Raw genomic sequence first — 23,934 nt, forward strand, 5'->3', positions numbered from 1 at the left:
AGCCTGCTCGCCACAACAAGCCTACTTGCCACATAAAGCCTGGTGCCCAAATGAAACCTGTTGGCCACAGCAAGCCTGCTGATCGGACTTCAGTCAGTCTTACTGATCATCAAAATACCGCTCATGCCAATCCACCAGCGGCTGCGGTGAATTGAGTTTCTGCCCGTAGATCACCGAATAAGACAGCACGTTCTGCACATACTGGCGGGTTTCGTCGAACGGGATGCTTTCCACCCACACATCGAAACTCAGGTGGTCGGCACCGCGCAGCCACTGGCGCACACGGCCAGGGCCGGCGTTGTAGGCGGCAGAGGCGAGTACGCGGTTGCCGTTGAATTGGCTGTGTACCTGGCTCAGGTAGGCGGCGCCGAGCTGGATGTTTTTGTCCGGGTCCAGCACCTGGGCCGGGGAGGCCAGTGGGATGCTGAATTTACGTGCGGTTTCTTTGGCAGTGCCGGGCATCAGTTGCATCAGGCCACTGGCGCCGACGCCGGAGCGCGCGTCGTCCATGAAGGCACTTTCCTGGCGGGTGATGGCGAACACCCAGCTTGAATGCAGGCCACGCACCTTGGCTTCGCGTACCAGCGTGTCGCGGTGTGCCATCGGGAAACGAATATCCAGATCATCCCAGTACTGCGCCTGGCTGATGGTGCGGATCGCCGGGAAGTACCACTTCATGTCGTAGGCCAGCTTGGCCTGGGCGACCATTTCATCGCGGTTGAAGTGACGGCTGACGTGGTACCACTCGCGGCGGCCATCAACAATCTGGCCGCGTGCATAGAACTCCATCGCGCGGCGCACACCGGGGGTGTTGCGCACTTTGTTGATCAGCGCCTGGCTCATCACCAAGGGTTTGTTTTTCAACTGGTAGGGCGCTTTGGAGCGATCAGCCGCGAGGAACCCGTAGAAATCACGTTCCTGCGCAAGGTTCTTGTACAGCACCAGCGGCTGCGGGTTCTTCGGCTCGGCCAGTTCCAGGCTACGCGCCTGCCAGTAGCGCCAGCGGTTGGTGGTGGCCAGGTCTTGCGGGAGTTTGCGGGTCAACTGGTAGGCATCTTCCCAGCGAGCCAGGCGCAACAGCAGGCGCAGGCGCCATTCGGAGACGGTGTTGTCACGCAGTTCGGGGTCGTACTTGGTCATCACGTCCAGGGCGCGTGGGTCGTAGCGGCGCGCGAGGGTCAGGCCGATTTCGCGGGCGATCGACACTTTTTCGTCACGGGAGAAGTGCATGCTGCTGGCATAGCCGTCGAGCAGGGCCATGGCCTTGTCCGGGTCCTGGCGTGCCAGGCGGCGCAGGCCCAGGCCCACAGCGTCAGACATGGCCTCGTTGGCCGGCAGGAAGCGCGACGGGTCGCTGAGCATGTCGGGCTTTTGCGCCACGTCGATCATCAAGCGGCCTTGGGCGCCGAGGGTTGGCAGGGTTTTCACCAGGCTGTTGGCCAACGCGTAGTTGCGGGCTTCGGCGGCGAGCTTGGCGCGGTCCCAGATTTTCTGTTCGGTGAGTTGGCCATCGGCGGCCCACTGGCCAAAGGTGGCGTCACAGGCGGCCGGCTGGGATTTGCCGGTCATCCAGAGTTTTTCGGTGGTCTTGTAGCCTTCGGCTTTGAGGTTGTGCGTCAGTTGGTACTGGCCATGCAGGCAGTCCAGTTCGACGAAATTGAGCTTGGCGTCGTAGTACTTTTCGAAGGTTTGCCAGTCACCACGGTCGGCCAGCCAGCGCAACCAACGCAGTTTCATCCAGTTGGCCTGGGGCAGGTCGCCGTTTTTGGCGAGGAACTGTTCGATTTCTTCGTTGCTCGCGGTTTTGAGGCGCGCGGTCAGCTCGTCGTAGGCCAGGTACGGCGTGAGCGGGTAGTCGGCCAGGGCCTGGCTGTATTGCATATACGGGCCGCTGTCGCCTTTGGCGAGGGCGCGTTTGGCTTCATCGTAATACTGACGTTGGGTGGTGAGGTCCACGGCCTGGGCGGATTGAACGGCGGTGGCGGAAAGAAGCAGACAAGATAAAAAGTTGAAAAGGCGACTGCGCATGAGACGTCCGTGCAGAGAAATCACGACTAGTGCCGACGTCGCCGACACTGATTGCCCCTAGCTTAGCCTTTTGCCAGCGGCTGGCGAAAGCTTTGCCGGCCGGCTGGCAGCAGTTCACCGTAAATGTCCTACAGAACGTGTCTGTGGCAAAAATGCCGGCCGCATCCCACCCTCAAGTCAGGTAGAATGCGCGCCCAGTTTTTGGAGAAGCGTATGACCCTGCTCAAATTCAGCGATGTGTCCCTTGCTTTCGGCGCTATGCCGTTGTTGGACAAGGTGTCCTGGCAGATCGCCCGTGGTGAGCGGGTGTGCATCATCGGCCGCAACGGCACCGGCAAGTCCAGCATGATGAAGCTGGTAAAAGGCGACCAGAAGCCCGATGACGGCTCTGTATGGCGCGCGCCGGGCCTCAAGATCGGCGAATTGCCGCAGGAATTGCCGGTGGCCGACGGACGGACAGTGTTCGACGTGGTTGCCGAAGGCCTCGACGGCGTTGGCGAGTTGCTCGCGCAGTACCATCACCTGGCGCAGAACTGCGTCACCGAAGCCGACCTGGACAAGCTCATGCACGTCCAGCAAGACCTCGAAGCCCGTGACGGCTGGCGTTTGCAGCAGCTGGTCGACAGCACCCTGAGCCGCCTGCAACTGCCCGCCGACAAGACCCTCGCCGAGTTGTCCGGTGGCTGGCGCCGTCGCGTGTTGCTGGCCCAGGCGCTGGTGTCCGAGCCCGACCTGCTGCTGCTCGACGAACCAACCAACCACCTGGACATCGGCGCTATCGCCTGGCTCGAAGAAGCCCTCAAGGATTTCCAGGGCGCCGTGCTGTTCATCACGCACGACCGCTCCTTCCTGCAAAACCTGGCCACGCGCATCCTCGAACTGGACCGTGGCGGCCTGATCGACTGGAACGGCGACTACGCCAGCTTCCTGGTACACAAAGAAGCCTCGCTGGCCGCTGAAGAAACCGCCAACGCGCTGTTCGACAAGAAGCTGGCCCAGGAAGAAGTCTGGATCCGCCAGGGCATCAAGGCCCGTCGCACCCGTAACGAAGGCCGTGTACGCGCCCTCAAAGCCCTGCGTGTTGAGCGCAGTGAGCGCCGCGAGCGCACCGGCAAGGCCAATATCCAGCTGGACACCGCCGACAAGTCGGGCAAGCAGGTGATGGTGCTGGAGAATGTCAGCTTCCACCACCCGGATGGCCCGTTCCTGATCAAGGACTTCTCGATGGTCCTGCAGCGCGGCGACCGTATCGGCCTGCTGGGCGCCAACGGCACCGGCAAGACCACCTTGCTCAAGCTGATGCTCAATGGCCTGCAACCGACCAGCGGCACCGTAGAAGAAGGCACGCGCATCGACGTGGCCTACTTCGACCAGTTGCGCCATCAGTTGGACCTGGAAAAGACCGTGATCGACAACGTTGCCGAAGGCCGCGACTTTATCGACATCGACGGTCAGAGCCGCCACGTGCTGAGCTACCTGGGCGACTTCCTGTTCAGCCCGCAGCGTGCGCGTACGCCAGTCAAAGCCCTGTCCGGTGGTGAGCGTGCGCGCCTGCTGCTGGCCAAGCTGTTCAGCAAGCCGTCCAACCTGCTGGTACTCGACGAACCGACCAACGACCTCGACGTGGAAACCCTCGAGCTGCTGGAAGAGGTTTTGCTGACCTTCAACGGCACCGTGCTGATGGTCAGCCACGACCGGGCATTCCTCGACAACGTGGTGACCAGCACCCTGGTCTTCGAAGGTGAAGGCAAGGTGCGTGAATACGTCGGTGGTTACCAGGACTGGATCCGTCAGGGCGGCTCGCCGCGCCTGCTGGGCGTGACCGAGAGCAAGTCCGGCAAGGCCGACCTGACCTCGGCAGTCGTGGCGCCTGTGGCCGCTGCTGCTGCACCGGTTGCGGAAGCTGCACCGGCGGCCAAGAAGAAGCTCAGCTACAAGCTGCAACGCGAGCTGGAAGCCTTGCCGGGTGATATCGACGCCAAGGAACAGCAGATCGCTGCGGTAGAAGCAGACATGGCTGACGCGGGTTTCTACCTGCGCCCGGCGGCGGAAACCGCCAAGGTGATTGCTTCCCTGGAAACGTTGAACCAAGAGCTGGAAGTGCTGATGGAGCGTTGGGCTGAGCTGGATGCCTGAGTGATTCGCACGCCATAAAAAAGCCCGGCGCTCATCGGTATGATCGCCGGGCTTTTTATATGAAATGCGATTCGAAATGTGGGAGCTGGCTTGCCTGCGATAGCCTCACCTCGGTCTGCCTGAAGCACCGAGGTGCCTGCATCGCAGGCAAGCCAGCTCCCACATTAGATCTTCATCGGCCTTACGAGCTTTTGACCAGCTTGACCGCCAGCACATCACACGGCGCGCCGTGCAGCACGTCATTGGCGGTAGAACCCAGCAACAACGCCAGGCCATGACGACCATGGCTGCCGACCACGATCAGGTCGCAGTTCTGCTCTTTGGCCAGGTGATGGATTTCCTGGCGCGGTTGGCCGTAGGTGAGGTGGCAGTCTTCCTTTTTCAAGTGCGGGTACTTGAGAATCAAACGGTCCAGGCGCTCTTTGGCCTGGTCAAACTGCTGTTGCTGCAACTGGGAAAGGTCCATGGGTACGTCGCCACCAAAGGCCATGGCCATGGGCTCGACGATATGCACGAGTGACAGCTTGGCGCCGTTGGCGATTGCTGAAGCCTGAGCGCGCTTGATAACCGGGTCGCACTCTTCGGTCAGATCGACCGCGACCAGGATATGTTTGTAGGAATGTTCGTTGGGCATGGCGCGTTCCTCCAGGAGACTGCAATAAGTTCAGTATGGCTGGTTTCAAGCGGATGGGGTTGCGTCAGCTCAAATCCGCGCATCTAGAAATTCGGGAGTACACATATGACGGTCTGGATAGTGGTGTCAATCCTTCTGGTGGTTCTTAGCCCCCTGGCCTGGCTGCGCCCGTCGCGCCATCAGAGCGGGCGCATGGCCCTGCGCATGGAGGCGCGCCGCATCGGTTTGGCCATGCAATTGGCGCCACAGGAGTGGCCGCACTGGCTTGCGCAACAGCCGCCGAGCCCCTGCGCGCAGTACTGCAGGCCACGGCGCGGCAGCACGCCGGCCCTGTGGAGTTATTGGCAAATGTCGCCAGGCGTATGGGTCAATCAATGGCGTGAAGTGTGTGAGGATGAAAAGTTGTTGCCGCATTTTGCGACGTTGCCGGCCAACGTCTACAAGGTCGAGGCCGACAAGCAAATGATCGCCCTGTATTGGGGCGAGAAGGGTGAGGCCAGTGTGCTGAAGGACATCGATACGCTGCTCAAGGCCCTGGCATGACGCCATTAGCGTTAAAAGACAGGCATTAAAAAGCCCGACATCATCATCGGGCTGGAGTTGGCCAGGCAGGCCGGTAATTCTGTGTTCCTCGCGCCGGGTGTTCATCACGGGGCGCTTTGCGGTTGTCGCAAGCCTAGCGGCATATCCGATTCTGTACAGCCTTTTCCCACATCTTTTTTATTATTGATTCTGTGAATATTTGAATATTGACAGGGCGCAGGCGTGGGCGTGGAGTTCTGAACTGACTGGAAAGTCGCGTTTTTCCTGGCCTTTCGAGCGATTGACAATTGCCCTGAATTGGATGAAGGTGACGTACCCAAATCAAACGGGCGTATGAATTGAGCGTTTGTCTGTCAGACGACTCATACAGAACCCCGACTAGCGCATTGGCGGGTGTGCCTGGCGGATTGGCATGAGCATTGAGGCAACTATCAATGTCCAACCAATAGGCCAGCGTCCAGTGTGTACTGTTCAGCTTCCATATCGTGGAGATCAGTTGATGATTTACGAAGGTAAAGCCATCACGGTTAAGGCTCTTGAAAGTGGCATCGTCGAACTGAAATTCGACCTCAAGGGTGAGTCCGTCAACAAGTTCAACCGTCTAACCCTGAACGAACTGCGTCAGGCCGTAGACACCATCAAAGCAGATGCTTCGGTCAAGGGCGTGATCGTCTCCAGCGGCAAGGACGTGTTTATCGTCGGCGCTGACATCACCGAATTCGTCGACAACTTCAAGCTGCCCGATGCAGAGCTTGTGGCCGGCAACCTCGAAGCCAACAAGATTTTCAGCGATTTCGAAGACCTCAACGTGCCAACCGTGGCTGCCATCAATGGCATCGCGTTGGGCGGCGGCCTGGAAATGTGCCTGGCTGCAGACTTCCGCGTCATGTCGGCCACCGCCAAAATCGGCCTGCCTGAAGTCAAACTGGGCATCTACCCAGGTTTCGGCGGCACTGTGCGTCTGCCGCGCCTGATCGGCGCTGACAACGCGATCGAGTGGATCGCCGCCGGTAAAGAAAACCGTGCCGAAGACGCGCTGAAAGTCGGTGCAGTCGATGCCGTGGTTGCCCCGGACAAACTGGCTGAAGCCGCCCTGAACCTGATCAAAGGCGCCATCAGCGGCGAATTTGACTACAAGGCCAAGCGTCAGCCGAAGCTGGAAAAACTCAAGCTCAACGCCATCGAACAAATGATGTCGTTCGAAACCGCCAAAGGTTTTGTGGCCGGCCAGGCCGGCCCGAACTACCCGGCGCCGGTTGAAGCGATCAAGACCATCCAGAAAACTGCGAACTTCGGTCGCGACAAAGCCCTGGAAGTGGAAGCGGCAGGTTTCGTCAAACTGGCGAAAACCTCGGCAGCACAAAGCTTGATCGGCCTGTTCCTGAACGATCAGGAACTGAAGAAAAAGGCCAAGGCCTACGACGAAATCGCCCGCGACGTGAAACAGGCTGCCGTACTGGGCGCCGGTATCATGGGCGGCGGTATCGCCTATCAGTCGGCGTCCAAAGGCACGCCGATCCTGATGAAAGACATCAACGAGCACGGCATCGAGCAAGGCCTGGCAGAAGCCGCCAAGCTGCTGGTGGGCCGCGTTGATAAAGGTCGCATGACCGCCGCGAAGATGGCTGAAGTGCTTAACGGCATTCGTCCTACGCTGTCCTACGGCGATTTCGGTCACGTCGACCTGGTGGTCGAAGCCGTAGTCGAAAACCCGAAGGTCAAGCAAGCCGTACTGGCTGAAGTGGAAGCCCAGGTTAAAGACGACACTATCCTGGCCTCGAACACTTCGACCATTTCCATCTCGCTGCTGGCCAAAGCCCTCAAGCGTCCGGAAAACTTCGTCGGCATGCACTTCTTCAACCCGGTACACATGATGCCGCTGGTGGAAGTGATCCGTGGCGAGAAGTCCAGCGAGTTGGCGGTTGCCACCACCGTTGCCTACGCCAAGAAAATGGGCAAGAACCCGATCGTGGTCAATGACTGCCCGGGCTTCCTGGTCAACCGCGTGTTGTTCCCGTACTTCGGCGGTTTCGCCAAGCTGGTCAGCGCCGGTGTCGACTTCGTACGCATCGACAAGGTTATGGAAAAATTCGGCTGGCCAATGGGCCCGGCGTACCTGATGGACGTGGTCGGTATCGACACGGGCCACCACGGTCGTGACGTGATGGCTGAAGGCTTCCCGGACCGCATGAAAGACGACCGCCGCTCGGCGATCGACGCGCTCTACGAGGCCAAGCGCCTGGGCCAGAAAAACGGCAAAGGCTTCTACGCCTACGAGGCTGACAAGAAGGGCAAGCAGAAGAAAGTGGCCGACCCGTCGGTTCACGAAGTGCTGGCTCCGGTCATCTACGAGCAGCGTGAGGTGTCCGATGAGGACATCATCAACTGGATGATGATCGCCCTGTGCCTGGAAACCGTGCGTTGCCTGGAAGACGGCATCGTTGAAACCGCCGCCGAAGCCGATATGGGCCTGGTGTACGGTATTGGTTTCCCTCCATTCCGTGGTGGTGCGCTGCGTTACATCGACTCGATCGGTGTGGCTGAGTTCGTTGCCCTGGCTGACAAATACGCTGATTTGGGCCCGCTGTACCACCCGACCGCGAAGCTGCGTGAAATGGCCAAAAACGGCCAGAGCTTCTTCGGTTAAGCGCCCAGACGACTAGAGCGAGAATATTTATGAGCTTGAATCCAAGAGACGTGGTGATTGTCGACTTCGGTCGCACGCCAATGGGCCGCTCCAAGGGCGGCATGCACCGCAACACCCGCGCCGAAGACATGTCGGCGCACCTGATCAGCAAATTGCTGGAGCGTAACGTCAAGGTCGACCCTAACGAAGTCGAAGACGTGATCTGGGGCTGCGTCAACCAGACCCTGGAGCAGGGCTGGAACATCGCGCGCATGGCGTCGTTGATGACCCAGATCCCGCACACCGCAGCTGGCCAGACCGTCAGCCGCCTGTGTGGTTCGTCGATGAGCGCGCTGCACACTGCTGCGCAAGCGATCATGACCGGCAACGGCGATGTGTTCGTGGTCGGCGGCGTGGAGCACATGGGCCACGTCAGCATGATGCACGGCGTCGACCCTAACCCGCACATGTCGCTGTACGCGGCAAAAGCCTCGGGCATGATGGGCCTCACCGCAGAAATGCTCGGCAAAATGCACGGCATTACCCGCGAAGCCCAGGACGCATTCGGCGTGCGCTCCCACCAGTTGGCCCACAAGGCGACCGTGGAAGGCAAGTTCAAGGATGAAATCATCCCGATGAACGGTTACGACGAGAACGGTTTCCTCAAACTGTTCGACTACGACGAAACCATTCGTCCGGATACCACTCTGGAAAGCCTGGCGGCCTTGAAACCCGCCTTCAATCCAAAGGGCGGCACCGTGACAGCCGGTACGTCGTCGCAAATCACCGACGGTGCTTCGTGCATGATCGTGATGTCGGCGCAACGTGCCCAGGACCTGGGCATTCAGCCGATGGCGGTGATCCGTTCGATGGCAGTGGCAGGTGTGGACCCGGCAATCATGGGCTATGGTCCAGTACCGGCCACACAAAAAGCCTTGAAGCGCGCGGGCCTGACCATCTCCGATATCGACTTCTTCGAGCTCAACGAAGCTTTCGCCGCACAGGCCCTGCCAGTGCTGAAAGATTTGAAAGTACTCGACAAGATGAACGAGAAGGTTAACCTGCACGGCGGCGCGATTGCCTTGGGCCACCCATTCGGTTGCTCCGGTGCACGTATCTCCGGCACTTTGCTTAACGTGATGAAGCAAAATGGCGGCAACCTTGGGGTTGCAACCATGTGCATTGGTCTCGGCCAAGGCATTTCCACCGTCTTCGAACGTATCTAAACGTTTCGCTGACGGAAGCCGGGGCCCAGTGCCCCGGTTTTTGTTTTTTGGAATTTTTAATATTTTTTTTCAACAAATATTGCACGAGGGCCAAAGCATGAAAGTCGAACCAGGGCTCTACCAACATTATAAGGGCCCGCAGTACCGCGTTTTTAATGTGGCGCGGCACTCCGAGACCGAAGAAGAAGTGGTGTTTTACCAAGCACTGTATGGCGATTACGGCTTTTGGGTGCGCCCATTGAGCATGTTCCTGGAGACCGTCGAAGTTGACGGCGAGCAGGTCCCGCGCTTTGCTTTGGTGCAGGTCGAACCCAGTCTTTTTTCAGGGCAATAACGGCAGGCCGCGCAGAATGCTGCGCTTGACCTCACCTTGTTGCCACTATATATAGCGTTGCCGCGACAGGCGCCAACTGCCTTTCACTTCTCGAATTCAGGAATTTTCCGATCCATGGGCAAATCGCTGGTCATTGTGGAATCCCCGGCTAAGGCCAAGACCATCAACAAGTACTTGGGCAACGAGTACGTGGTGAAGTCGAGTATCGGCCATATCCGAGACCTGCCCACCAGCGGTTCGGCTAGCGCCAGCAAGGAGCCTGCCGCCAAGCGCGGCAAGGCCGCTGCGGGCGAAGGTCCGGTGCTCAGCCCTAAAGAGAAAGCGCGCAAGCAGCTGGTCTCACGCATGGGTGTGGACCCGGATCATGGCTGGAAGGCCAAGTACGAAATCCTTCCAGGCAAGGAAAAGGTCATCGAAGAGCTGCGCCGGCTCGCCAAAGATGCCGACACCATCTATCTCGCGACGGACTTGGACCGCGAAGGGGAAGCCATTGCCTGGCACCTGCGCGAAGCCATCGGCGGTGATGACAGCCGCTACAAGCGTGTGGTGTTCAACGAAATCACCAAGAAAGCCATTCAGGAAGCCTTCTCCAAGCCGGGTGAGCTGGATATCGACCGTGTTAACGCCCAGCAGGCGCGTCGTTTCCTCGACCGCGTGGTGGGTTACATGGTTTCGCCACTGCTGTGGGCGAAAATCGCCCGTGGCCTGTCCGCCGGCCGTGTGCAATCGGTAGCGGTCAAGCTGGTGGTGGAGCGTGAGCGCGAGATTCGTGCGTTCAACCCCGAAGAATACTGGGAAGTCCACGCTGACCTGGGTACTGCCAAGGGCGCCAACGTGCGCTTTGAAGTGGCCCGTGAGAAAGGCGAGGCCTTCAAGCCGCTGAACGAAGCCCAGGCCATGGCCGCGCTGGAGAAGCTCAAGGCTTCCAGCTATAGCATCGTCAAGCGCGAAGACAAGCCAACCAGCAGCAAGCCGTCGGCGCCGTTCATCACGTCCACCTTGCAACAAGCCGCGAGCAACCGCCTGGGCTTTGGCGTGAAGAAGACCATGATGATGGCCCAGCGCTTGTACGAAGCCGGCTACATCACTTATATGCGTACCGACTCCACCAACCTGTCGCAAGACGCGGTGGCGATGGCGCGCACTTATATTGAAAGCGAGTTCGGCAATAAGTACCTGCCGGAAAAGCCGAACGTCTACAGCAGCAAGGAAGGCGCACAAGAGGCTCACGAAGCGATTCGTCCTTCCGACGCCAACACCGAGCCAAGCAAGCTGAGCGGCATGGAGCGTGATGCTGAGCGCCTCTACGAGCTGATCTGGCGCCAGTTCCTGGCCTGCCAGATGCTGCCGGCGCAATACCTGTCCACCACCGTCAGCGTGGGCGCAGGCGACTTCGAGCTGCGTGCCAAGGGCCGTATCCTCAAGTTCGACGGCTATACCCGCGTGATGCCGCAAATCGCCAAGCCAGGCGATGACGACGTGCTGCCGGACATGGCCCAGGGCGACACGTTGAAGCTGATCAAGCTCGACCCGTCCCAGCACTTCACCAAGCCGCCGGCGCGTTACTCTGAAGCCAGCCTGGTAAAAGAGATGGAAAAACGCGGTATTGGTCGTCCTTCGACCTATGCGGCAATCATCTCGACCATCCAGGACCGTGGCTACGTAGCGCTGCACAACCGTCGTTTCTACTCGGAAAAGATGGGCGACATCGTCACCGAACGCCTGTCCGAGAGCTTCTCCAACCTCATGGATTACGGCTTCACCGCCGGCATGGAAGAGAACCTCGATGACGTGGCGCAGGGCGAACGCGACTGGAAAAACGTGCTGGATGAGTTCTACGGCGACTTCAAAAAGAAACTCGAAGTAGCCGAAAGCCCTGAAAGCGGCATGCGCGCCAACCAACCGGTGATGACCGACATCCCGTGCCTGACGTGCGGCCGCCCGATGCAGATTCGTACCGCATCCACCGGTGTGTTCCTCGGTTGCTCGGGCTACAGCCTGCCGCCGAAAGAGCGCTGCAAGGCCACCGTTAACCTGGTGCCAGGCGATGAGATTGCCGCCGACGACGAGGGTGAATCCGAGTCGCTGGTACTGCGCGGCAAGCACCGTTGCCCGATCTGCAGCACGGCGATGGACGCCTACCTGCTCGACGAGAAGCATAAGTTGCACATCTGCGGTAACAACCCGGATTGCAATGGCTACGAGATCGAAGAGGGCACCTACCGCATCAAAGGCTACGAAGGTCCGAGCCTGGAATGCGACAAGTGCGGCAGCGAGATGCAGCTCAAGACCGGTCGTTTCGGCAAGTTCTTCGGCTGCACCAACCCGACTTGCAAGAACACGCGCAAACTGCTCAAAAGCGGTGACGCGGCGCCGCCGAAGATGGACCCGGTGAAGATGCCTGAACTCAAGTGCGAGAAGGTCAACGACACCTACATCCTGCGTGACGGCGCTTCGGGCCTGTTCCTGGCGGCCAGTCAGTTTCCGAAAAACCGCGAGACCCGTGCTCCGTTGGTGATGGAAATCGTGCCGCACAAGGACGAGATCGATCCGAAGTACCACTTCCTGTGTGAAGCGCCGAAGAAGGATCCCGACGGTCGCCCGTCCGTGATCCGCTACAGCCGCAAAACCAAGGAGCAGTACGTGCAGACCGAAGTGGACGGCAAGCCTACCGGCTGGAAAGCTTTCTACGACGGTGGTAAGTGGAAGGTCGAGGACAAGCGCCAGGGCGCTTGATCGGCTGATCTGCCAGCTACAAAGGCCGCCTGAAAAGGCGGCCTTTTTTTACGCTTGCAGGAAACTTGGCTGATCCGTGACACTGTTCAGCCAGCATCACGCTTATTTCGTTGTGGAGATTGCCGTTATGGCCAACGAACTCTATACCCGTACCAATCAGAAAATTTACTTCGCGGGTTTGTCCCTGGAAGCCCTTGGCCGCGCCGAGGAAGGGAAGGAGATGAATGCCATCGCGCTGGTCCAGGCCGGGCGTGAGGCGGCGTTGTTCCACCTCTATGGCGCTTTGCTGGGCCTGTGCCATGAAATTGCCGGGTTCTACCGCTTGCCCCAGGCGGGCGCACCACGCGCAGAAATGCTCATGAACCGCGAAGTGCTGGACAGCATGGCGATTCCTGAACTGGCCGAACTGGTGGAAATGGCGCAGAGCCCCGACAGTTGGGTTGCTCGATTGCTCAAAGCGCATGCGGATATGTTCCAGCCGCCGCGTGTTCCCCATGTGCCCAAGGGTGATGTGACACAGCCGCTGATCGTGGCCGTTGCGCTGGGAGAGGATGAGCCCAAGCCCTTGAGCCGCGAAGAGCTGGAAAGCTGGCGCCAGGAGCTGAAGAAGATGGCGTTGCGGTTTCGTGAAGGCTTGAACGAGTGTTAAGAGGTTTGCGCTGAACAAAGGTGGGAGCTGGCTTGCCTGCGATAGGCTGGGTCAGCTTGCCGGCCATTTGCTGATGCACCGTGATCGCAGGCAAGCCAGCTCCCACATTGAGAGCAGTCTTGCCGAAGAGCACCATTCATCAAGCCGTTAAGAAACCTGTTCAGATCCTCAGCGAGGCTGGGTGGATGACTGATATAATCCCGGCCTTTCGTGGAGAACAGACTTATATGCCAACGTCCTTTCTGGAAATTGTAGAGTTGCCTGACGGCCGAATCGAGCTGCGCAGGGCCGAGGACGAGGGTTCTCTGGTTATTTTGGATTTTTCCGAAGATGCAAAAGTGTTCCTGCAGGGCCAACATGTAGAAGTGGCAAAAGCCATGTTGAGCGTTGGTGTGCAGATGGCTGGTCGCCTGGCCGAAGGCGAGCCGGAGAAGGAAGATGGGCCGCGGGTGCTTCACTGAGTAGCAATGACGCGCTCTCGGAAGTGTTCTGACGACCGGGCTTCTGTGGCGAGGGAGCTTGCTCCCGCTGGGCTGCGAAGCGGCCCTGAATAGATTTAATGCGCTGTATCAGGTATTCCACGGTGCCTGGTTTTGGGGCTGCTGCGCAGCCCAGCGCGAGCAAGCTCGCTCGCCACAACAAGCTCACCTGCCACAACAGGCTCGCCTGCCATAACAAGCCCATCCATACGGCTGGCCTGCAGCAGATCCCATTACCCCAATCGAATATTCAAACTCTGCGCATCGCCCGTGCGCGCGGCGCTGATCAGCTGCTGCTTGGCTGTTGCATTCAGCGGGTTCAACCAGCTCACCACCGTGTGGCTGCGCCCCAGGCGCAAGGCTTCGCACGTCAGTTGCTGAGCACTTTGCGCACCGCGCGGTTGCAGCAGCAGGATGCGCTCACGGTTGAGCCCGGCGTCCCGCAGCCAGGCCTGGGTCAGGCTGGCGGGTGGGGCAATCAGCGTCAGCCAGCGTGCGTCCTGCTCCTCGCTCAATTCTCGAAGGATCGGCGCCAGCAGGCTCAGGCAGCTCCCGGCAGCACCGCGCAACGACAGTTCACTGAACGCCTCAGGTTCGGAGCCCCAAGGGGCCTCGACCGCTTCCTTGAGAATGGGCGCAAGGGGTTGGGCCATAAAGGCCTCGAACAGCGACAGTTGTGTGTGTTGTGGGGTGTGCACGAGTTGCATGGTGCCTCCTTTAGCGGCGAATAACGCCGACGCTCAAGCCTTCGATCACCAGGTCCTGATCTTTCAGGTTCACTTCAATCGGGGCGAACTCAGGGTTCTCGGCCATAAGCCAGACCTTGCTGCCTTCGCGCTTGAAGCGTTTGACGGTGACTTCGTCGCCGATACGGGCGACGACGATCTGACCATTACGGGCTTCGCGAGTGGTGTGGACAGCCAGCAGGTCACCGTCGAAAATGCCCACGTCCTTCATGCTCATGCCGTGTACGCGCAACAGGTAGTCGGCACGCGGATGGAAGAAAGTCGGGTTGATGTTGCAGGACTCTTCGACGTGCTGCTGCGCCAGGATCGGCGCACCGGCGGCGACGCGACCGATGATCGGCAGGGTCGATTCGTCGGCCTTGGCTTCAAAGCCAGGGATGCGAATACCGCGTGAAGCACCTGGGGTCATCTCGATCGCACCTTTGCGGGCGAGGGCCTTGAGGTGTTCTTCGGCGGCGTTGGGGGACTTGAACCCCAGTTCCAGCGCAATTTCCGCTCGCGTCGGCGGGTAGCCGTTGTCGTCGAGGCAGCGCTTGATAAAAGCCAGAATCTCAGCTTGGCGTGGCGTCAGTTTTAGCATGTTGATCGCTCTGTCTTTTTATACAGTGACTGGGATTATATACAGTGAACTGCGCTTGGCAATCATCCTTTTTTGGCACTCCGCTGGACGGTCGTCTGTCACTCTTCCTGCAAGGCATAGACAGCGCTGCCTACAGGGCGCGAAGGATGTGATTAAATAGCGATGAAATAGATGACTGCCCGGCCGGAAAACGGCCTCGCAGGCTTGACAAGACACACCCTGAAACGTATGTTTCAAACAAGTGTTTGTCAGGCGGAGTAGCCATGGCCCAGTCGGAAACCGTTGAACGCATTCTCGATGCTGCCGAGCAATTGTTCGCGGAAAAAGGATTTGCTGAAACTTCATTGCGGCTGATTACCAGCAAGGCTGGGGTTAACCTCGCCGCTGTGAACTATCATTTCGGCTCGAAAAAAGCCCTGATCCAGGCGGTGTTCTCGCGCTTCCTGGGGCCGTTCTGCGCCAGCCTCGACCGTGAGCTGGAGCGTCGCCAGACCAAGCCCGAAAACAAGCCAAGCCTGGAAGACCTGCTGGAAATCCTGGTTGAGCAAGCCTTGGTGGTTCAACCGCGCAGCGGCAATGACCTGTCGATCTTCATGCGCCTGTTAGGGCTGGCCTTCAGCCAGAGCCAGGGCCACTTGCGCCGTTACCTGGAAGACATGTACGGCAAGGTGTTCCGTCGCTACATGCTGCTGGTCAACGAAGCTGCGCCGCGTATTCCGCCGATCGAACTGTTCTGGCGTGTGCACTTCATGCTCGGCGCTGCCGCGTTCAGCATGTCCGGGATCAAGGCGTTGCGTGCGATTGCCGAGACCGATTTTGGCGTCAACACGTCCATCGAACAAGTGATGCGCCTGATGGTGCCGTTCCTTGCCGCCGGCATGCGTGCCGAAACCGGCGTGACCGATCCGGTCATGGCCGCTGCCCAGTTGCGTGCGCGCAGCAAATCTACGCCGGCCGTCGCCAAGGCGTGATTGCCCCAGGTGTGCGCGGCGGCTAAGCTAGCCGCCATGCCGATTTCAGCTATTTACTCACAACCCGTTGTGCTCGCTGCGCTTATTGCGCCAGGTGAGGGCAACGGGTTGTGTGCGTTATTTAAGGAAAGTTTATGACTGCTGCCCTGCAAGGTTCGTTAATGGTCGATGTGGCCGGTACTTGGCTGACGGCCGAGGATCGCCAGTTGTTGCGCCAGCCTGAAGTGGGCGGGTTGATCATTTTTGCGCGCAATATCGAGCACCCGCGGCAAGTGCGCGAATTGAGTGCGGCCATTCGCGCGGTGCGCCCAGACCTGCTGCTGGCGGTCGATCAGGAAGGCGGGCGTGTGCAGCGCCTGCGCCAGGGCTTTGTGCGTCTGCCGGCCATGCGCCTGCTGGCGGATAAACCCAACGCCGAATACCTGGCCGAGCTGTGCGGCTGGATCATGGCCACTGAAGTGCTGGCGGTCGGCCTCGACCTGAGCTTCGCCCCGGTGCTTGACCTCGACTACCAACGCAGCGCCGTTGTCGGCACCCGTTCCTTCGAAGGCGATCCGGAGCGCGCTGCCGTGCTCGCGGGTGCATTCATTCGCGGCATGAACAGCGCCGGTATGGCGGCCACCGGTAAACACTTCCCGGGCCATGGCTGGGCCGAGGCGGATTCCCACGTCGCGATTCCAAACGACGAGCGCAGCCTGGAACAGATTCGCGCAAATGACCTGGTGCCTTTCGCACGCCTGAGCAAGCAATTGGCGGCGGTGATGCCGGCCCACGTCATTTATCCGCAAGTGGACGCCCAACCCGCCGGTTTCTCGCGTCGCTGGTTGCAGGATATTTTGCGTGGCGAGTTGCAATTTGACGGGGTGATTTTCAGCGATGACCTGTCCATGGCTGGCGCTCATGTGGTCGGTGATGCGGCCAGTCGAATTGAGGCGGCGCTGACGGCCGGTTGTGATATGGGGTTGGTGTGTAATGACCGTGCTGCTGCTGAGCTGGCACTGACTGCGGCGCAGCGCATGAAGGTTACGCCATCGGCGCGGATTGCGCGGATGCGTGGGCAGGCGATTGCCTCTACGGAGTACAAGCAGGATCCGCGTTGGCTGGTGGCGCTTACCGCGTTGCGCGATGCTCAGTTGATCGACTGAACACCGCGTCGCTGCCATCGCAGGCAAGCCAGCTCCCACTCTCGATTTGTGAATACATTCAAGGGTGGGAGCTGGCTTGCCTGCGATAGCGATCTAACCGTCAGCGCTTCTCTTGCTTGTTGGGCAACGGCGCAAACAACGCCTCGATATCCTCATTACCCAACTGCCAATCCCCGGTCGTGCGCCCATCCAGCACGCCTGCTGCCAGATCAGACTTTTCCTTCTGCAGGTGTTGGATCTTCTCCTCCACCGTGCCTCGCGCAATCATCTTGTACACGAACACTGGCTTCTCCTGCCCGATGCGATACGCACGGTCGGTCGCCTGGTTTTCCGTCGCCGGGTTCCACCACGGGTCATAGTGGATCACCGTATCCGCCTCGGTCAGGTTCAAGCCCACGCCGCCGGCCTTCAGGCTGATCAGAAAAATCTGCAGCTTGCCGCTCTGAAAATCCTTCACTGGCGTGCGCCGGTCGCGGGTCTGGCCGGTGAGTAATGCGTAGGGCACGCCGCGTTTTTTCAGCTCGGCTTCGATCAGGCTCAGCATCGAGGTGAACTGCGAGAACAACAATATCCGGCGCCCTTCGGCAAACAGCTCTTCGAGCATCTCCAGCAGGCTGTCGAGTTTGCCCGAGCTGCTGCCACGGGCGGGCAGGGTGGCGTCGTTGACCAGGCGCAGGTCGCAGCACACCTGGCGCAACTTGAGCAGCGCTTCAAGAATGATGATCTGGCTGCGCGCCACGCCCTTGCGGGTGATTTCGTCGCGCACCTTCTTGTCCATGGCCAGGCGCATGGTTTCGTACACGTCGCGCTGGGCCTCATTGAGGTCGACCCAATGGATGATCTCGGTCTTGGGCGGCAGCTCGGTGGCCACCTGCTCTTTGGTGCGGCGCAGCAGGAAAGGTTTTATCCGACCGTTGAGGTGTTGCAAGCGCACCTCACTGGCGCGCTTTTCGATGGGCACGCGGTAATCGCGGTTGAAGCTTTTTACGTCACCCAGCCAGCCCGGCAGCAGAAAGTGGAACAGCGACCACAGCTCGCCCAAGTGGTTTTCCAGCGGCGTGCCGCTCAGGCACAGGCGCTGGCGAGCAGTGAGCTCGCGCGCGGCCTGGGCAGCCTTGCTGTTGGGGTTCTTGATGTATTGGGCTTCATCGAGGATCAGCACATGCAAGGGCAGGGCGGCGAGCGTGTCGATGTCCTTGGGCAGCAGCGCGTAGGTGGTCAGCAGCAGGTCATAGTCCTGCAAATGGGGGAAATGTTTCTTACGGCCAGCGCCGTATAGCGCCTGCACCCGCAGTTGCGGTGTGAAGTGCGCCGCCTCATCCAGCCAGTTGGGAATCAGGCTGGTGGGCATCACCACCATGCACGGTCGGTCGAGGCGTCCGGCGGCCTTTTCGCTGAGAATATGCGCCAGGGCCTGCAGGGTTTTGCCCAGGCCCATGTCATCGGCAAGGATCCCGCCGACATCGAGCTGACGCAGCGACTGCATCCAGCTCAAGCCTTCCAGCTGATACGGGCGCAAGGTCGCGTTCAAGCCCTCGGGCGCCACGCAGGTGAAGTCCTTGATGTCGCGCAGGCGCTGGGCGAAATTGCGGATCTTCTCACCGCCTTCCCATTGCAGCGGCAGGTCTTCCAGCGGGTTCAGGCGAATGGCGTCGGCTTTGGCCAGACGCAAGCTGGTGGTGCCGGTTTCCTGTAGGTAAAACTCGCCAAGGGTTGCCAGCACCGGCTTGAGCCTGCCGTACGGCAAAGCCACTTGCAGCGGGCCGTGGCCGTTGGGCAGGCCGGGAATATTCACCAGGATCAGCTCGTCGTCACGGCGCCGGGCAAGTTTTTCCGGGTTGAGGATTTCGGTATGCGAACGCATCAAGTTGAGCAAAATCGGCAACAGGCTCAGGCGCTCGCCATTGACGATAATCCCCAGCTCCAGGTCGAACCAGTCGCGTTCCGGGCCTTCGTCGACGGTGGCGTACCAGTCATCGACGGTGCTCAAGTCGAAACCGAAATCCTCATCGATCTGCAACTCCCAACCCTCGGCGCGCAAGGTCGGCGAGGCGTTGAGGGTGAAGTTCAACCAGGCGCTGTCATTGACCATTTCGAACAATTCACCGGCACTCTCCGGCAAGGCCTTGCTCTGGCGTGTAGCGATCTTGAAGCCCAGCAGGCGCAGTTGTTCGCGATAGGGTTGCTCCAGTTCCGGATGGCGCTTGATGCGCAGGCTCTGGGTTTCCTGGCGCACGATGATGTCGGCGTTTTTTTGCCCGCTGACATAGTTGCCCAGGTAATTGAACGACAGCGCCGCACGGTGCTGGATATAGCGCTGCATCTTGCCATTACGCGGTTCAAACGCGCTGAACTCCACGCTGGCCAGCCACAGGCGCGGCACTGGCCGCACATCTTCCATCACCACCTGTGGCAGCACCACGCGGTTATCCAGCACGGCCTGGAGTTTTTCCAACAGCTCGGCATCTTGCGCAGCGGCCGGGTAGGCCAGGGTTTCCTGGACCTTGAGCAGCACGGCCGCGATGTGTTTGCAGTTGGTGTGTACCGGGCAGGTGCAGCGGCTGTCCACCAGGATCAGCGTGCCCTTGGCCGATTCGCGCAGCGAGATGGTTTGTCGGTAAACATTGCCGCCCGAGCCTTCGCAGCTGGCGATGATGGTGCTGTCGCCGGACTCGACGATGCGCACACGGTTTTCCAGGGCGTAACGCCGCCCGCGCTCAAGGCTTTGCTCTTTAAAGCGATTGGCCCACGAAGGGGCCAGGGGTTTGGTCAACGACGACGTCAGGGGCATGGCGCTGGATCAGTCCTGAATGTCGGGCGGTGGCGCACTGGGTGGTTTGGCGGTCAGCGAAGTGATCTTGATCAGCAGCGCCAAGTGGCCGCCATCCAGGTAATTGAGTTGGTTGTTCTTGGTGCGCACGTCTTGCTGGCTCAAGTGTTCGCTGGCAATCACGCTGCCATTGGCGTCGAACTGGTTGATCCAGAAATCCGCGTCGATATCGGTAAAGCGCCCCAGTTGCAGGTTCAGCGTGCCTTCGATGGGGAACTGGCCGAACTGCTCCTGGCCGTCGGTAATGGCCAGCTTCACGGGTTGCTCGCCCAGGTTCTGATCCCAGGCCCGGTGCAGCAATACGGTGTAACTATTGTCCGCACTGAGCTTGTCGACGATGTTGCCCAGCCGCGGTGGGCTCAGCTTGTCGGTCGGCAACCGCGCAGCGCCGGCATCCCAGTTTTCCGGCGCGGCGCGGCTGTTGATCACCGGTTCGGCGTTCTGGCGCACCAGGATCATTTCAACCAGGTACGGGCTGTCGGCAAACGCCGAAGGTGCGACCACCACCAACACTAAGCTCAGAATGCGGAACAGGCGCATGGGGGCGTCCTTCAAGCAGATTTCGGGATGAGGCGCTCAAACAGCGCCTCCAGGGTATTGAAGCGTTCTTCGGCACGCTCCATCGGCACCATGAATTTGAACAGCGTAGCCCCTTCGAACTTGTAGCGGTTGGGTTGGCCCTGAATCAGTTTGATCAGCACCAATGGGTCCACCGGCGTTTGCGCCTCGAACTCGATGCGCCCACCCTGCGGCCCGGCGTCGACTTTCTTGATGCCCAGCTGTTCGGCCTGCAATTTCAGCAGCGTCAGGCGCACCAGGTTCTTGGTTGGCTCGGGCAGCAGGCCGAAGCGGTCGATCATCTCGACTTGCAAGTCCTTGAGGCCTTCTTCGTCGGTGGCCGAGGCGATGCGCTTGTACAGAATCAGCCGCGCGTGCACGTCGGGCAGGTAGTCCTCGGGAATCAGCGCCGGCAAACGCAGGTTGATTTCCGGGCCGCCGCCCAAGGGTTGGTCGAGGTTCGGTTGTTCGCCCTTGCGGATGGCTTTCACTGCGCGCTCGAGCATCTCCATATACAAGGTGAAACCCACGGCCTGGATCTGTCCGCTCTGGCCGTCGCCGAGCAGTTCGCCGGCGCCACGGATTTCCAGGTCGTTGGTGGCCAGTACAAAACCGGCACCGAGGTCCTGGGTATTGGCGATCGCTTCCAGGCGCTTTTCGGCATCGGAGGTGATCTGTTGGCGCGGCGGAGTCAGCAGGTAGGCATAGGCCTGGTGGTGACTACGGCCCACACGGCCACGCAACTGGTGCAATTGCGCCAGGCCAAACTTGTCGGCGCGCTCGATGATGATGGTGTTGGCGCTTGGCACGTCGATGCCGGTCTCGATGATGGTCGAGGCAATCAGCACATTGAAGCGCTTGTGATAGAAGTCGCTCATGACTTGTTCGAGTTCGCGCTCGCGCATCTGCCCGTGGCCGATGGCAATACGGGCTTCCGGCACCAGTTCGGCGAGGTCGGCGGCGCATTTCTCGATGGTCTTCACGTCGTTGTGCAGGTAATACACCTGGCCGCCACGCAGCAATTCGCGCAGCAGTGCTTCCTTGACCGTGCTTTTGTTCTGCTCCATCACAAAGGTGCGCACCGACAACCGGCGCGCCGGCGGCGTGGCAATGATCGACAAGTCGCGCATGCCCGACACGGCCATGTTCAGCGTGCGTGGGATCGGCGTCGCAGTGAGCGTAAGAATGTCGACTTCGCTGCGCAGGGCCTTGAGCTGTTCTTTTTGACGCACACCAAAGCGGTGCTCTTCGTCGATGATCACCAGGCCCAGGTTCTTGATCTTCACATCGTCCGACAGCAGCTTGTGCGTACCGATCACGATATCGATCTTGCCCTCGGCCAGGTCAGCGACGGCGGCGTTGACTTCCTTGGCGGATTTGAACCGGCTCATCACTTCCACGGTCACCGGCCAGTCGGCAAAGCGATCACGGAAGCTGTTGTAGTGCTGTTGGGCGAGCAGGGTGGTGGGTACCAGGATCGCCACCTGGCGGCCACCGTGCACCGCAATAAAGGCCGCGCGCATGGCCACTTCGGTTTTGCCGAAGCCCACGTCGCCGCAGACCAGGCGGTCCATCGGCTTGGGCGCCAGCATATCGGCGCGCACCGCTTCGATGGTGGTTTGCTGGTCGGGAGTTTCTTCGAAGGCAAAGCCGGCGCTGAAGGTGGCGTAGTCGGCTTTCGGGTCGGCAAACGCATAGCCTTCGCGCGCGGCACGGCGGGCATAAATGTCGAGCAACTCGGCCGCTACGTCGCGCACCTGTTCGGCGGCCTTGCGCTTGGCTTTCTGCCAGGTCTCGGAGCCCAGGCGATGCAACGGCGCCAGCGCGTCGTCGCTGCCGGTATAGCGGGCGATCAGGTGCAGGCTGGCCACCGGCACATAGAGCTTGGCGCCTTCGGCGTATTCCATCGTGAGGAATTCGGCGGCCTGGTTGTCGATCTCCAGGGTCTGCAGGCCCAGGTAACGGCCCACGCCGTGGTCGATATGCACCACCGGCGCGCCTTCGCGCAGCTCGGTGAGGTTCTTGATCACCGCGTCGTTGTTGGCGTCGGCGCGTTTTTCACGGCGCCGGCGCTGCATCACTCGCTGACCGAACAGCGGGCTCTCGGCGATGAGTGCCAGCGCCGGGTCGTCCAGCAACAAGCCTTCGTCCAGCGGCGCAATGGTGATCGCCAGGCGCTCTTTGCCGGCGACGAAATCCGGCCAGCTGTCGACGGTTTTCGGGCGCAGCTTCAGGCGTTCCAGCAATTCCAGCAGCACTTCGCGACGGCCGGCGGATTCGGCGGTAAACAGCACGCGACCAGGGAAGTCGCCAAGGAAATTCGACAGCGCTTCCAGTGGCTGGGTGGCTTTGGCCTGGATCGCCAAGTCCGGCAGCGTGCTCGCCGGGAAACGCTCGCGACCACTGCCGGTGTCCACGTCCTGCTGGCTGGCGACCACGCGCGGCCAGTTTTTCAGGCGGGCGAAGCAGTCTTCCACCGGCAGGAACAGCTCGGCGGGCGGCAATAAAGGTCGCGACGGGTCGACGCGGCGCTCTTCGTAGCGGTTGCGCACGTCGTTCCAGAAGTTTTCCGCCGCCTGCTCGATGCCCGGCAGCGAGAACACTTGGGTGTCTGCGGGCAGGTAATCGAACAGGGTGGAGGTTTCGTCGAAGAACAGCGGCAGGTAGTACTCGATACCGGCCGGTGTAATCCCGCTGCTTAAATCCTGAAAGATCGGGCAGCGGCGGAAGTCGACGTCGAAGCGTTCGCGAAAGCGCGCCTTGAAGCGCGTGACCGCGTCTTTTTGCAGCGGGAATTCGCGCGCCGGCAGCAGCTTGATCGACTCTACTTTGTCGATGGAGCGCTGGTTGTCCGGGTCGAAGGTGCGCAACGTCTCGATTTCGTCATCGAACAGGTCGATGCGGTACGGCAGTTTGCTGCCCATCGGAAACAGGTCGATCAACGCACCACGCACCGCGAATTCGCCGTGTTCGTACACCGTGTCGACGCAGCGGTAGCCGCTGGCTTCCAGGCGCGTGCGCATCTGCTCTACATCGAGTTTCTGGCCGACATCCAGCACCAGGCTGCTGCCGAGCAGGAACTTGGTCGGCGCCAGGCGGTGCAGGGCGGTGGTGATCGGCACCACCAGCACGCCGTGCGCCAGTTCCGGCAGGCGGTACAGGCTGGCAATGCGCTGGGAAATGATGTCCTGGTGCGGCGAGAACAGGTCGTAGGGCAGGGTTTCCCAGTCGGGGAAATGCAGCACCGGCAAATCGGGGGCGAAGAAGCTCAGCTCCTGCTCCAGCCGCTCGGCGCTTTGGCTGTCGGCGGTGAGTAGCAGGGTAAAGCGCTTGGCTGCGCTGGCAGCCTCGGCAATGGCCAGGCTCAGGGCGGCACCGGGCAGGTTGCCCCAGTGCTGTTTACCTGCCGCGGCAGGGAGAAGCGGTAGACGCAGAACGGGCACGGAAGGTTGAGCTCCAAGCGTTGCGACAAAGTCGGTAATTGTAGCGGCCCAAGGTGCCGCCTGTCAGTTGCTGACTGAACCTATTACGGTTTGCAGGAAATGTAGTGGCTAAGACAAACAATGGCGGGTTTTGACTCAATATGTAGTGCCATTTTGTGCAGATGTTTCGGAGGGTTACGGACAAGTCGGCGTTGGCGCTCAACCAGCGGCCTTCTGGAAGCCGCGTATTTACTGGGCTGCAGCGGTGTGTGATTTTTTCGCAAGCACTTT

At 60.1% G+C, this 23,934-nt stretch carries 17 protein-coding genes; 10 read left to right on the forward strand and 7 right to left on the reverse strand.

Annotated elements, in window-relative coordinates:
• Positions 1 to 99: 99 nt before the first annotated feature.
• Positions 100 to 2,028 (reverse strand): transglycosylase SLT domain-containing protein, encoded by a 1,929-nt coding sequence (locus tag GIW28_RS10910; RefSeq protein ID WP_017137413.1) that lies wholly within the window; start codon positions 2,026 to 2,028, stop codon positions 100 to 102.
• A gap of 213 nt (positions 2,029 to 2,241) precedes the next feature.
• Here GIW28_RS10910 and GIW28_RS10915 point away from each other — a divergent pair, with 213 nt between their 5' ends.
• Positions 2,242 to 4,164: an ATP-binding cassette domain-containing protein gene (locus GIW28_RS10915; RefSeq protein ID WP_017137414.1), complete on the forward strand. Its 1,923-nt coding sequence runs from the start codon at positions 2,242 to 2,244 to the stop codon at positions 4,162 to 4,164.
• A 181-nt stretch (positions 4,165 to 4,345) separates the two neighbouring features.
• On the opposite strand, the gene GIW28_RS10920 is transcribed toward GIW28_RS10915, so the two are convergent.
• The gene (locus GIW28_RS10920) at positions 4,346 to 4,798 is read right to left on the reverse strand and encodes a universal stress protein (RefSeq protein WP_056857288.1); all 453 of its coding nucleotides are present in this window, start codon (positions 4,796 to 4,798) and stop codon (positions 4,346 to 4,348) included.
• A gap of 105 nt (positions 4,799 to 4,903) precedes the next feature.
• On the opposite strand from GIW28_RS10920, the gene GIW28_RS10925 reads away from it, so the two are divergent.
• The 7 genes from GIW28_RS10925 (at position 4,904) to GIW28_RS10955 (ending at position 13,373) form a co-directional block, all read left to right on the forward strand.
• On the forward strand, positions 4,904 to 5,341 hold the full coding sequence (locus GIW28_RS10925; RefSeq protein WP_236447497.1) for a hypothetical protein: 438 nt from the start codon (positions 4,904 to 4,906) through the stop codon (positions 5,339 to 5,341).
• A 499-nt stretch (positions 5,342 to 5,840) separates the two neighbouring features.
• Positions 5,841 to 7,988, forward strand: coding sequence for a fatty acid oxidation complex subunit alpha FadB (fadB, locus tag GIW28_RS10930; protein WP_236459071.1), 2,148 nt, complete (start codon positions 5,841 to 5,843; stop codon positions 7,986 to 7,988).
• Positions 7,989 to 8,017: 29 nt separating this feature from the next.
• Complete coding sequence (fadA, locus tag GIW28_RS10935) at positions 8,018 to 9,193, forward strand: acetyl-CoA C-acyltransferase FadA (RefSeq protein ID WP_017137418.1); 1,176 nt, start codon at positions 8,018 to 8,020, stop codon at positions 9,191 to 9,193.
• Positions 9,194 to 9,290: 97 nt separating this feature from the next.
• Positions 9,291 to 9,527 carry a DUF1653 domain-containing protein gene (locus tag GIW28_RS10940; RefSeq protein WP_017137419.1) on the forward strand — a complete coding sequence of 79 codons (237 nt, stop codon included), beginning with the start codon at positions 9,291 to 9,293 and terminating at the stop codon, positions 9,525 to 9,527.
• Between the two features lie 114 nt (positions 9,528 to 9,641).
• Complete coding sequence (gene topA, locus GIW28_RS10945; RefSeq protein ID WP_236459070.1) at positions 9,642 to 12,263, forward strand: type I DNA topoisomerase; 2,622 nt, start codon at positions 9,642 to 9,644, stop codon at positions 12,261 to 12,263.
• A 127-nt stretch (positions 12,264 to 12,390) separates the two neighbouring features.
• On the forward strand, positions 12,391 to 12,912 hold the full coding sequence (locus tag GIW28_RS10950) for a DUF6586 family protein (protein ID WP_026013729.1): 522 nt from the start codon (positions 12,391 to 12,393) through the stop codon (positions 12,910 to 12,912).
• A 227-nt stretch (positions 12,913 to 13,139) separates the two neighbouring features.
• Positions 13,140 to 13,373: a hypothetical protein gene (locus GIW28_RS10955; protein ID WP_010212068.1), complete on the forward strand. Its 234-nt coding sequence runs from the start codon at positions 13,140 to 13,142 to the stop codon at positions 13,371 to 13,373.
• Positions 13,374 to 13,624: 251 nt separating this feature from the next.
• Here GIW28_RS10955 and sulA read toward each other — a convergent pair whose 3' ends face one another.
• Both sulA and lexA read right to left on the reverse strand, forming a co-directional pair.
• Positions 13,625 to 14,098: an SOS-induced cell division inhibitor SulA gene (sulA, locus tag GIW28_RS10960; RefSeq protein ID WP_170038815.1), complete on the reverse strand. Its 474-nt coding sequence runs from the start codon at positions 14,096 to 14,098 to the stop codon at positions 13,625 to 13,627.
• A gap of 10 nt (positions 14,099 to 14,108) precedes the next feature.
• Positions 14,109 to 14,717 (reverse strand): transcriptional repressor LexA, encoded by a 609-nt coding sequence (gene lexA, locus GIW28_RS10965; protein WP_017137423.1) that lies wholly within the window; start codon positions 14,715 to 14,717, stop codon positions 14,109 to 14,111.
• Positions 14,718 to 14,980: 263 nt separating this feature from the next.
• On the opposite strand from lexA, the gene GIW28_RS10970 reads away from it, so the two are divergent.
• Complete coding sequence (locus GIW28_RS10970) at positions 14,981 to 15,688, forward strand: TetR/AcrR family transcriptional regulator (RefSeq protein ID WP_017137424.1); 708 nt, start codon at positions 14,981 to 14,983, stop codon at positions 15,686 to 15,688.
• A gap of 134 nt (positions 15,689 to 15,822) precedes the next feature.
• Positions 15,823 to 16,833: a beta-N-acetylhexosaminidase gene (gene nagZ, locus GIW28_RS10975; protein ID WP_099548676.1), complete on the forward strand. Its 1,011-nt coding sequence runs from the start codon at positions 15,823 to 15,825 to the stop codon at positions 16,831 to 16,833.
• Between the two features lie 100 nt (positions 16,834 to 16,933).
• Here nagZ and GIW28_RS10980 read toward each other — a convergent pair whose 3' ends face one another.
• From GIW28_RS10980 to mfd, 3 genes are read right to left on the reverse strand one after another with little or no spacing between them, the layout of a single operon-like run.
• The gene (locus GIW28_RS10980; RefSeq protein WP_236447061.1) at positions 16,934 to 19,624 is read right to left on the reverse strand and encodes a DEAD/DEAH box helicase; all 2,691 of its coding nucleotides are present in this window, start codon (positions 19,622 to 19,624) and stop codon (positions 16,934 to 16,936) included.
• A gap of 9 nt (positions 19,625 to 19,633) precedes the next feature.
• The gene (locus GIW28_RS10985; protein ID WP_017137427.1) at positions 19,634 to 20,203 is read right to left on the reverse strand and encodes a CsiV family protein; all 570 of its coding nucleotides are present in this window, start codon (positions 20,201 to 20,203) and stop codon (positions 19,634 to 19,636) included.
• Between the two features lie 11 nt (positions 20,204 to 20,214).
• Positions 20,215 to 23,664, reverse strand: coding sequence for a transcription-repair coupling factor (gene mfd, locus GIW28_RS10990; RefSeq protein ID WP_236447062.1), 3,450 nt, complete (start codon positions 23,662 to 23,664; stop codon positions 20,215 to 20,217).
• Between the last annotated feature and the right edge of the window lie 270 nt (positions 23,665 to 23,934).

This window comes from Pseudomonas sp. PA-5-4B, assembly GCF_021606215.1.
Classification (GTDB): Bacteria; Pseudomonadota; Gammaproteobacteria; order Pseudomonadales; family Pseudomonadaceae; genus Aquipseudomonas; species Aquipseudomonas edaphica.

Bases quoted from the DNA above. Each gene is read 5' to 3' on its own strand.
- GIW28_RS10910 (WP_017137413.1), bottom strand. From the start codon at position 2,028: ATGCGCAGTCGCCTTTTCAACTTTTTATCTTGTCTGCTTCTTTCCGCC.
- GIW28_RS10915 (WP_017137414.1), top strand. From the start codon at position 2,242: ATGACCCTGCTCAAATTCAGCGATGTGTCCCTTGCTTTCGGCGCTATG.
- GIW28_RS10920 (WP_056857288.1), bottom strand. From the start codon at position 4,798: ATGCCCAACGAACATTCCTACAAACATATCCTGGTCGCGGTCGATCTG.
- GIW28_RS10925 (WP_236447497.1), top strand. From the start codon at position 4,904: ATGACGGTCTGGATAGTGGTGTCAATCCTTCTGGTGGTTCTTAGCCCC.
- fadB (WP_236459071.1), top strand. From the start codon at position 5,841: ATGATTTACGAAGGTAAAGCCATCACGGTTAAGGCTCTTGAAAGTGGC.
- fadA (WP_017137418.1), top strand. From the start codon at position 8,018: ATGAGCTTGAATCCAAGAGACGTGGTGATTGTCGACTTCGGTCGCACG.
- GIW28_RS10940 (WP_017137419.1), top strand. From the start codon at position 9,291: ATGAAAGTCGAACCAGGGCTCTACCAACATTATAAGGGCCCGCAGTAC.
- topA (WP_236459070.1), top strand. From the start codon at position 9,642: ATGGGCAAATCGCTGGTCATTGTGGAATCCCCGGCTAAGGCCAAGACC.
- GIW28_RS10950 (WP_026013729.1), top strand. From the start codon at position 12,391: ATGGCCAACGAACTCTATACCCGTACCAATCAGAAAATTTACTTCGCG.
- GIW28_RS10955 (WP_010212068.1), top strand. From the start codon at position 13,140: ATGCCAACGTCCTTTCTGGAAATTGTAGAGTTGCCTGACGGCCGAATC.
- sulA (WP_170038815.1), bottom strand. From the start codon at position 14,098: ATGCAACTCGTGCACACCCCACAACACACACAACTGTCGCTGTTCGAG.
- lexA (WP_017137423.1), bottom strand. From the start codon at position 14,717: ATGCTAAAACTGACGCCACGCCAAGCTGAGATTCTGGCTTTTATCAAG.
- GIW28_RS10970 (WP_017137424.1), top strand. From the start codon at position 14,981: ATGGCCCAGTCGGAAACCGTTGAACGCATTCTCGATGCTGCCGAGCAA.
- nagZ (WP_099548676.1), top strand. From the start codon at position 15,823: ATGACTGCTGCCCTGCAAGGTTCGTTAATGGTCGATGTGGCCGGTACT.
- GIW28_RS10980 (WP_236447061.1), bottom strand. From the start codon at position 19,624: ATGCCCCTGACGTCGTCGTTGACCAAACCCCTGGCCCCTTCGTGGGCC.
- GIW28_RS10985 (WP_017137427.1), bottom strand. From the start codon at position 20,203: ATGCGCCTGTTCCGCATTCTGAGCTTAGTGTTGGTGGTGGTCGCACCT.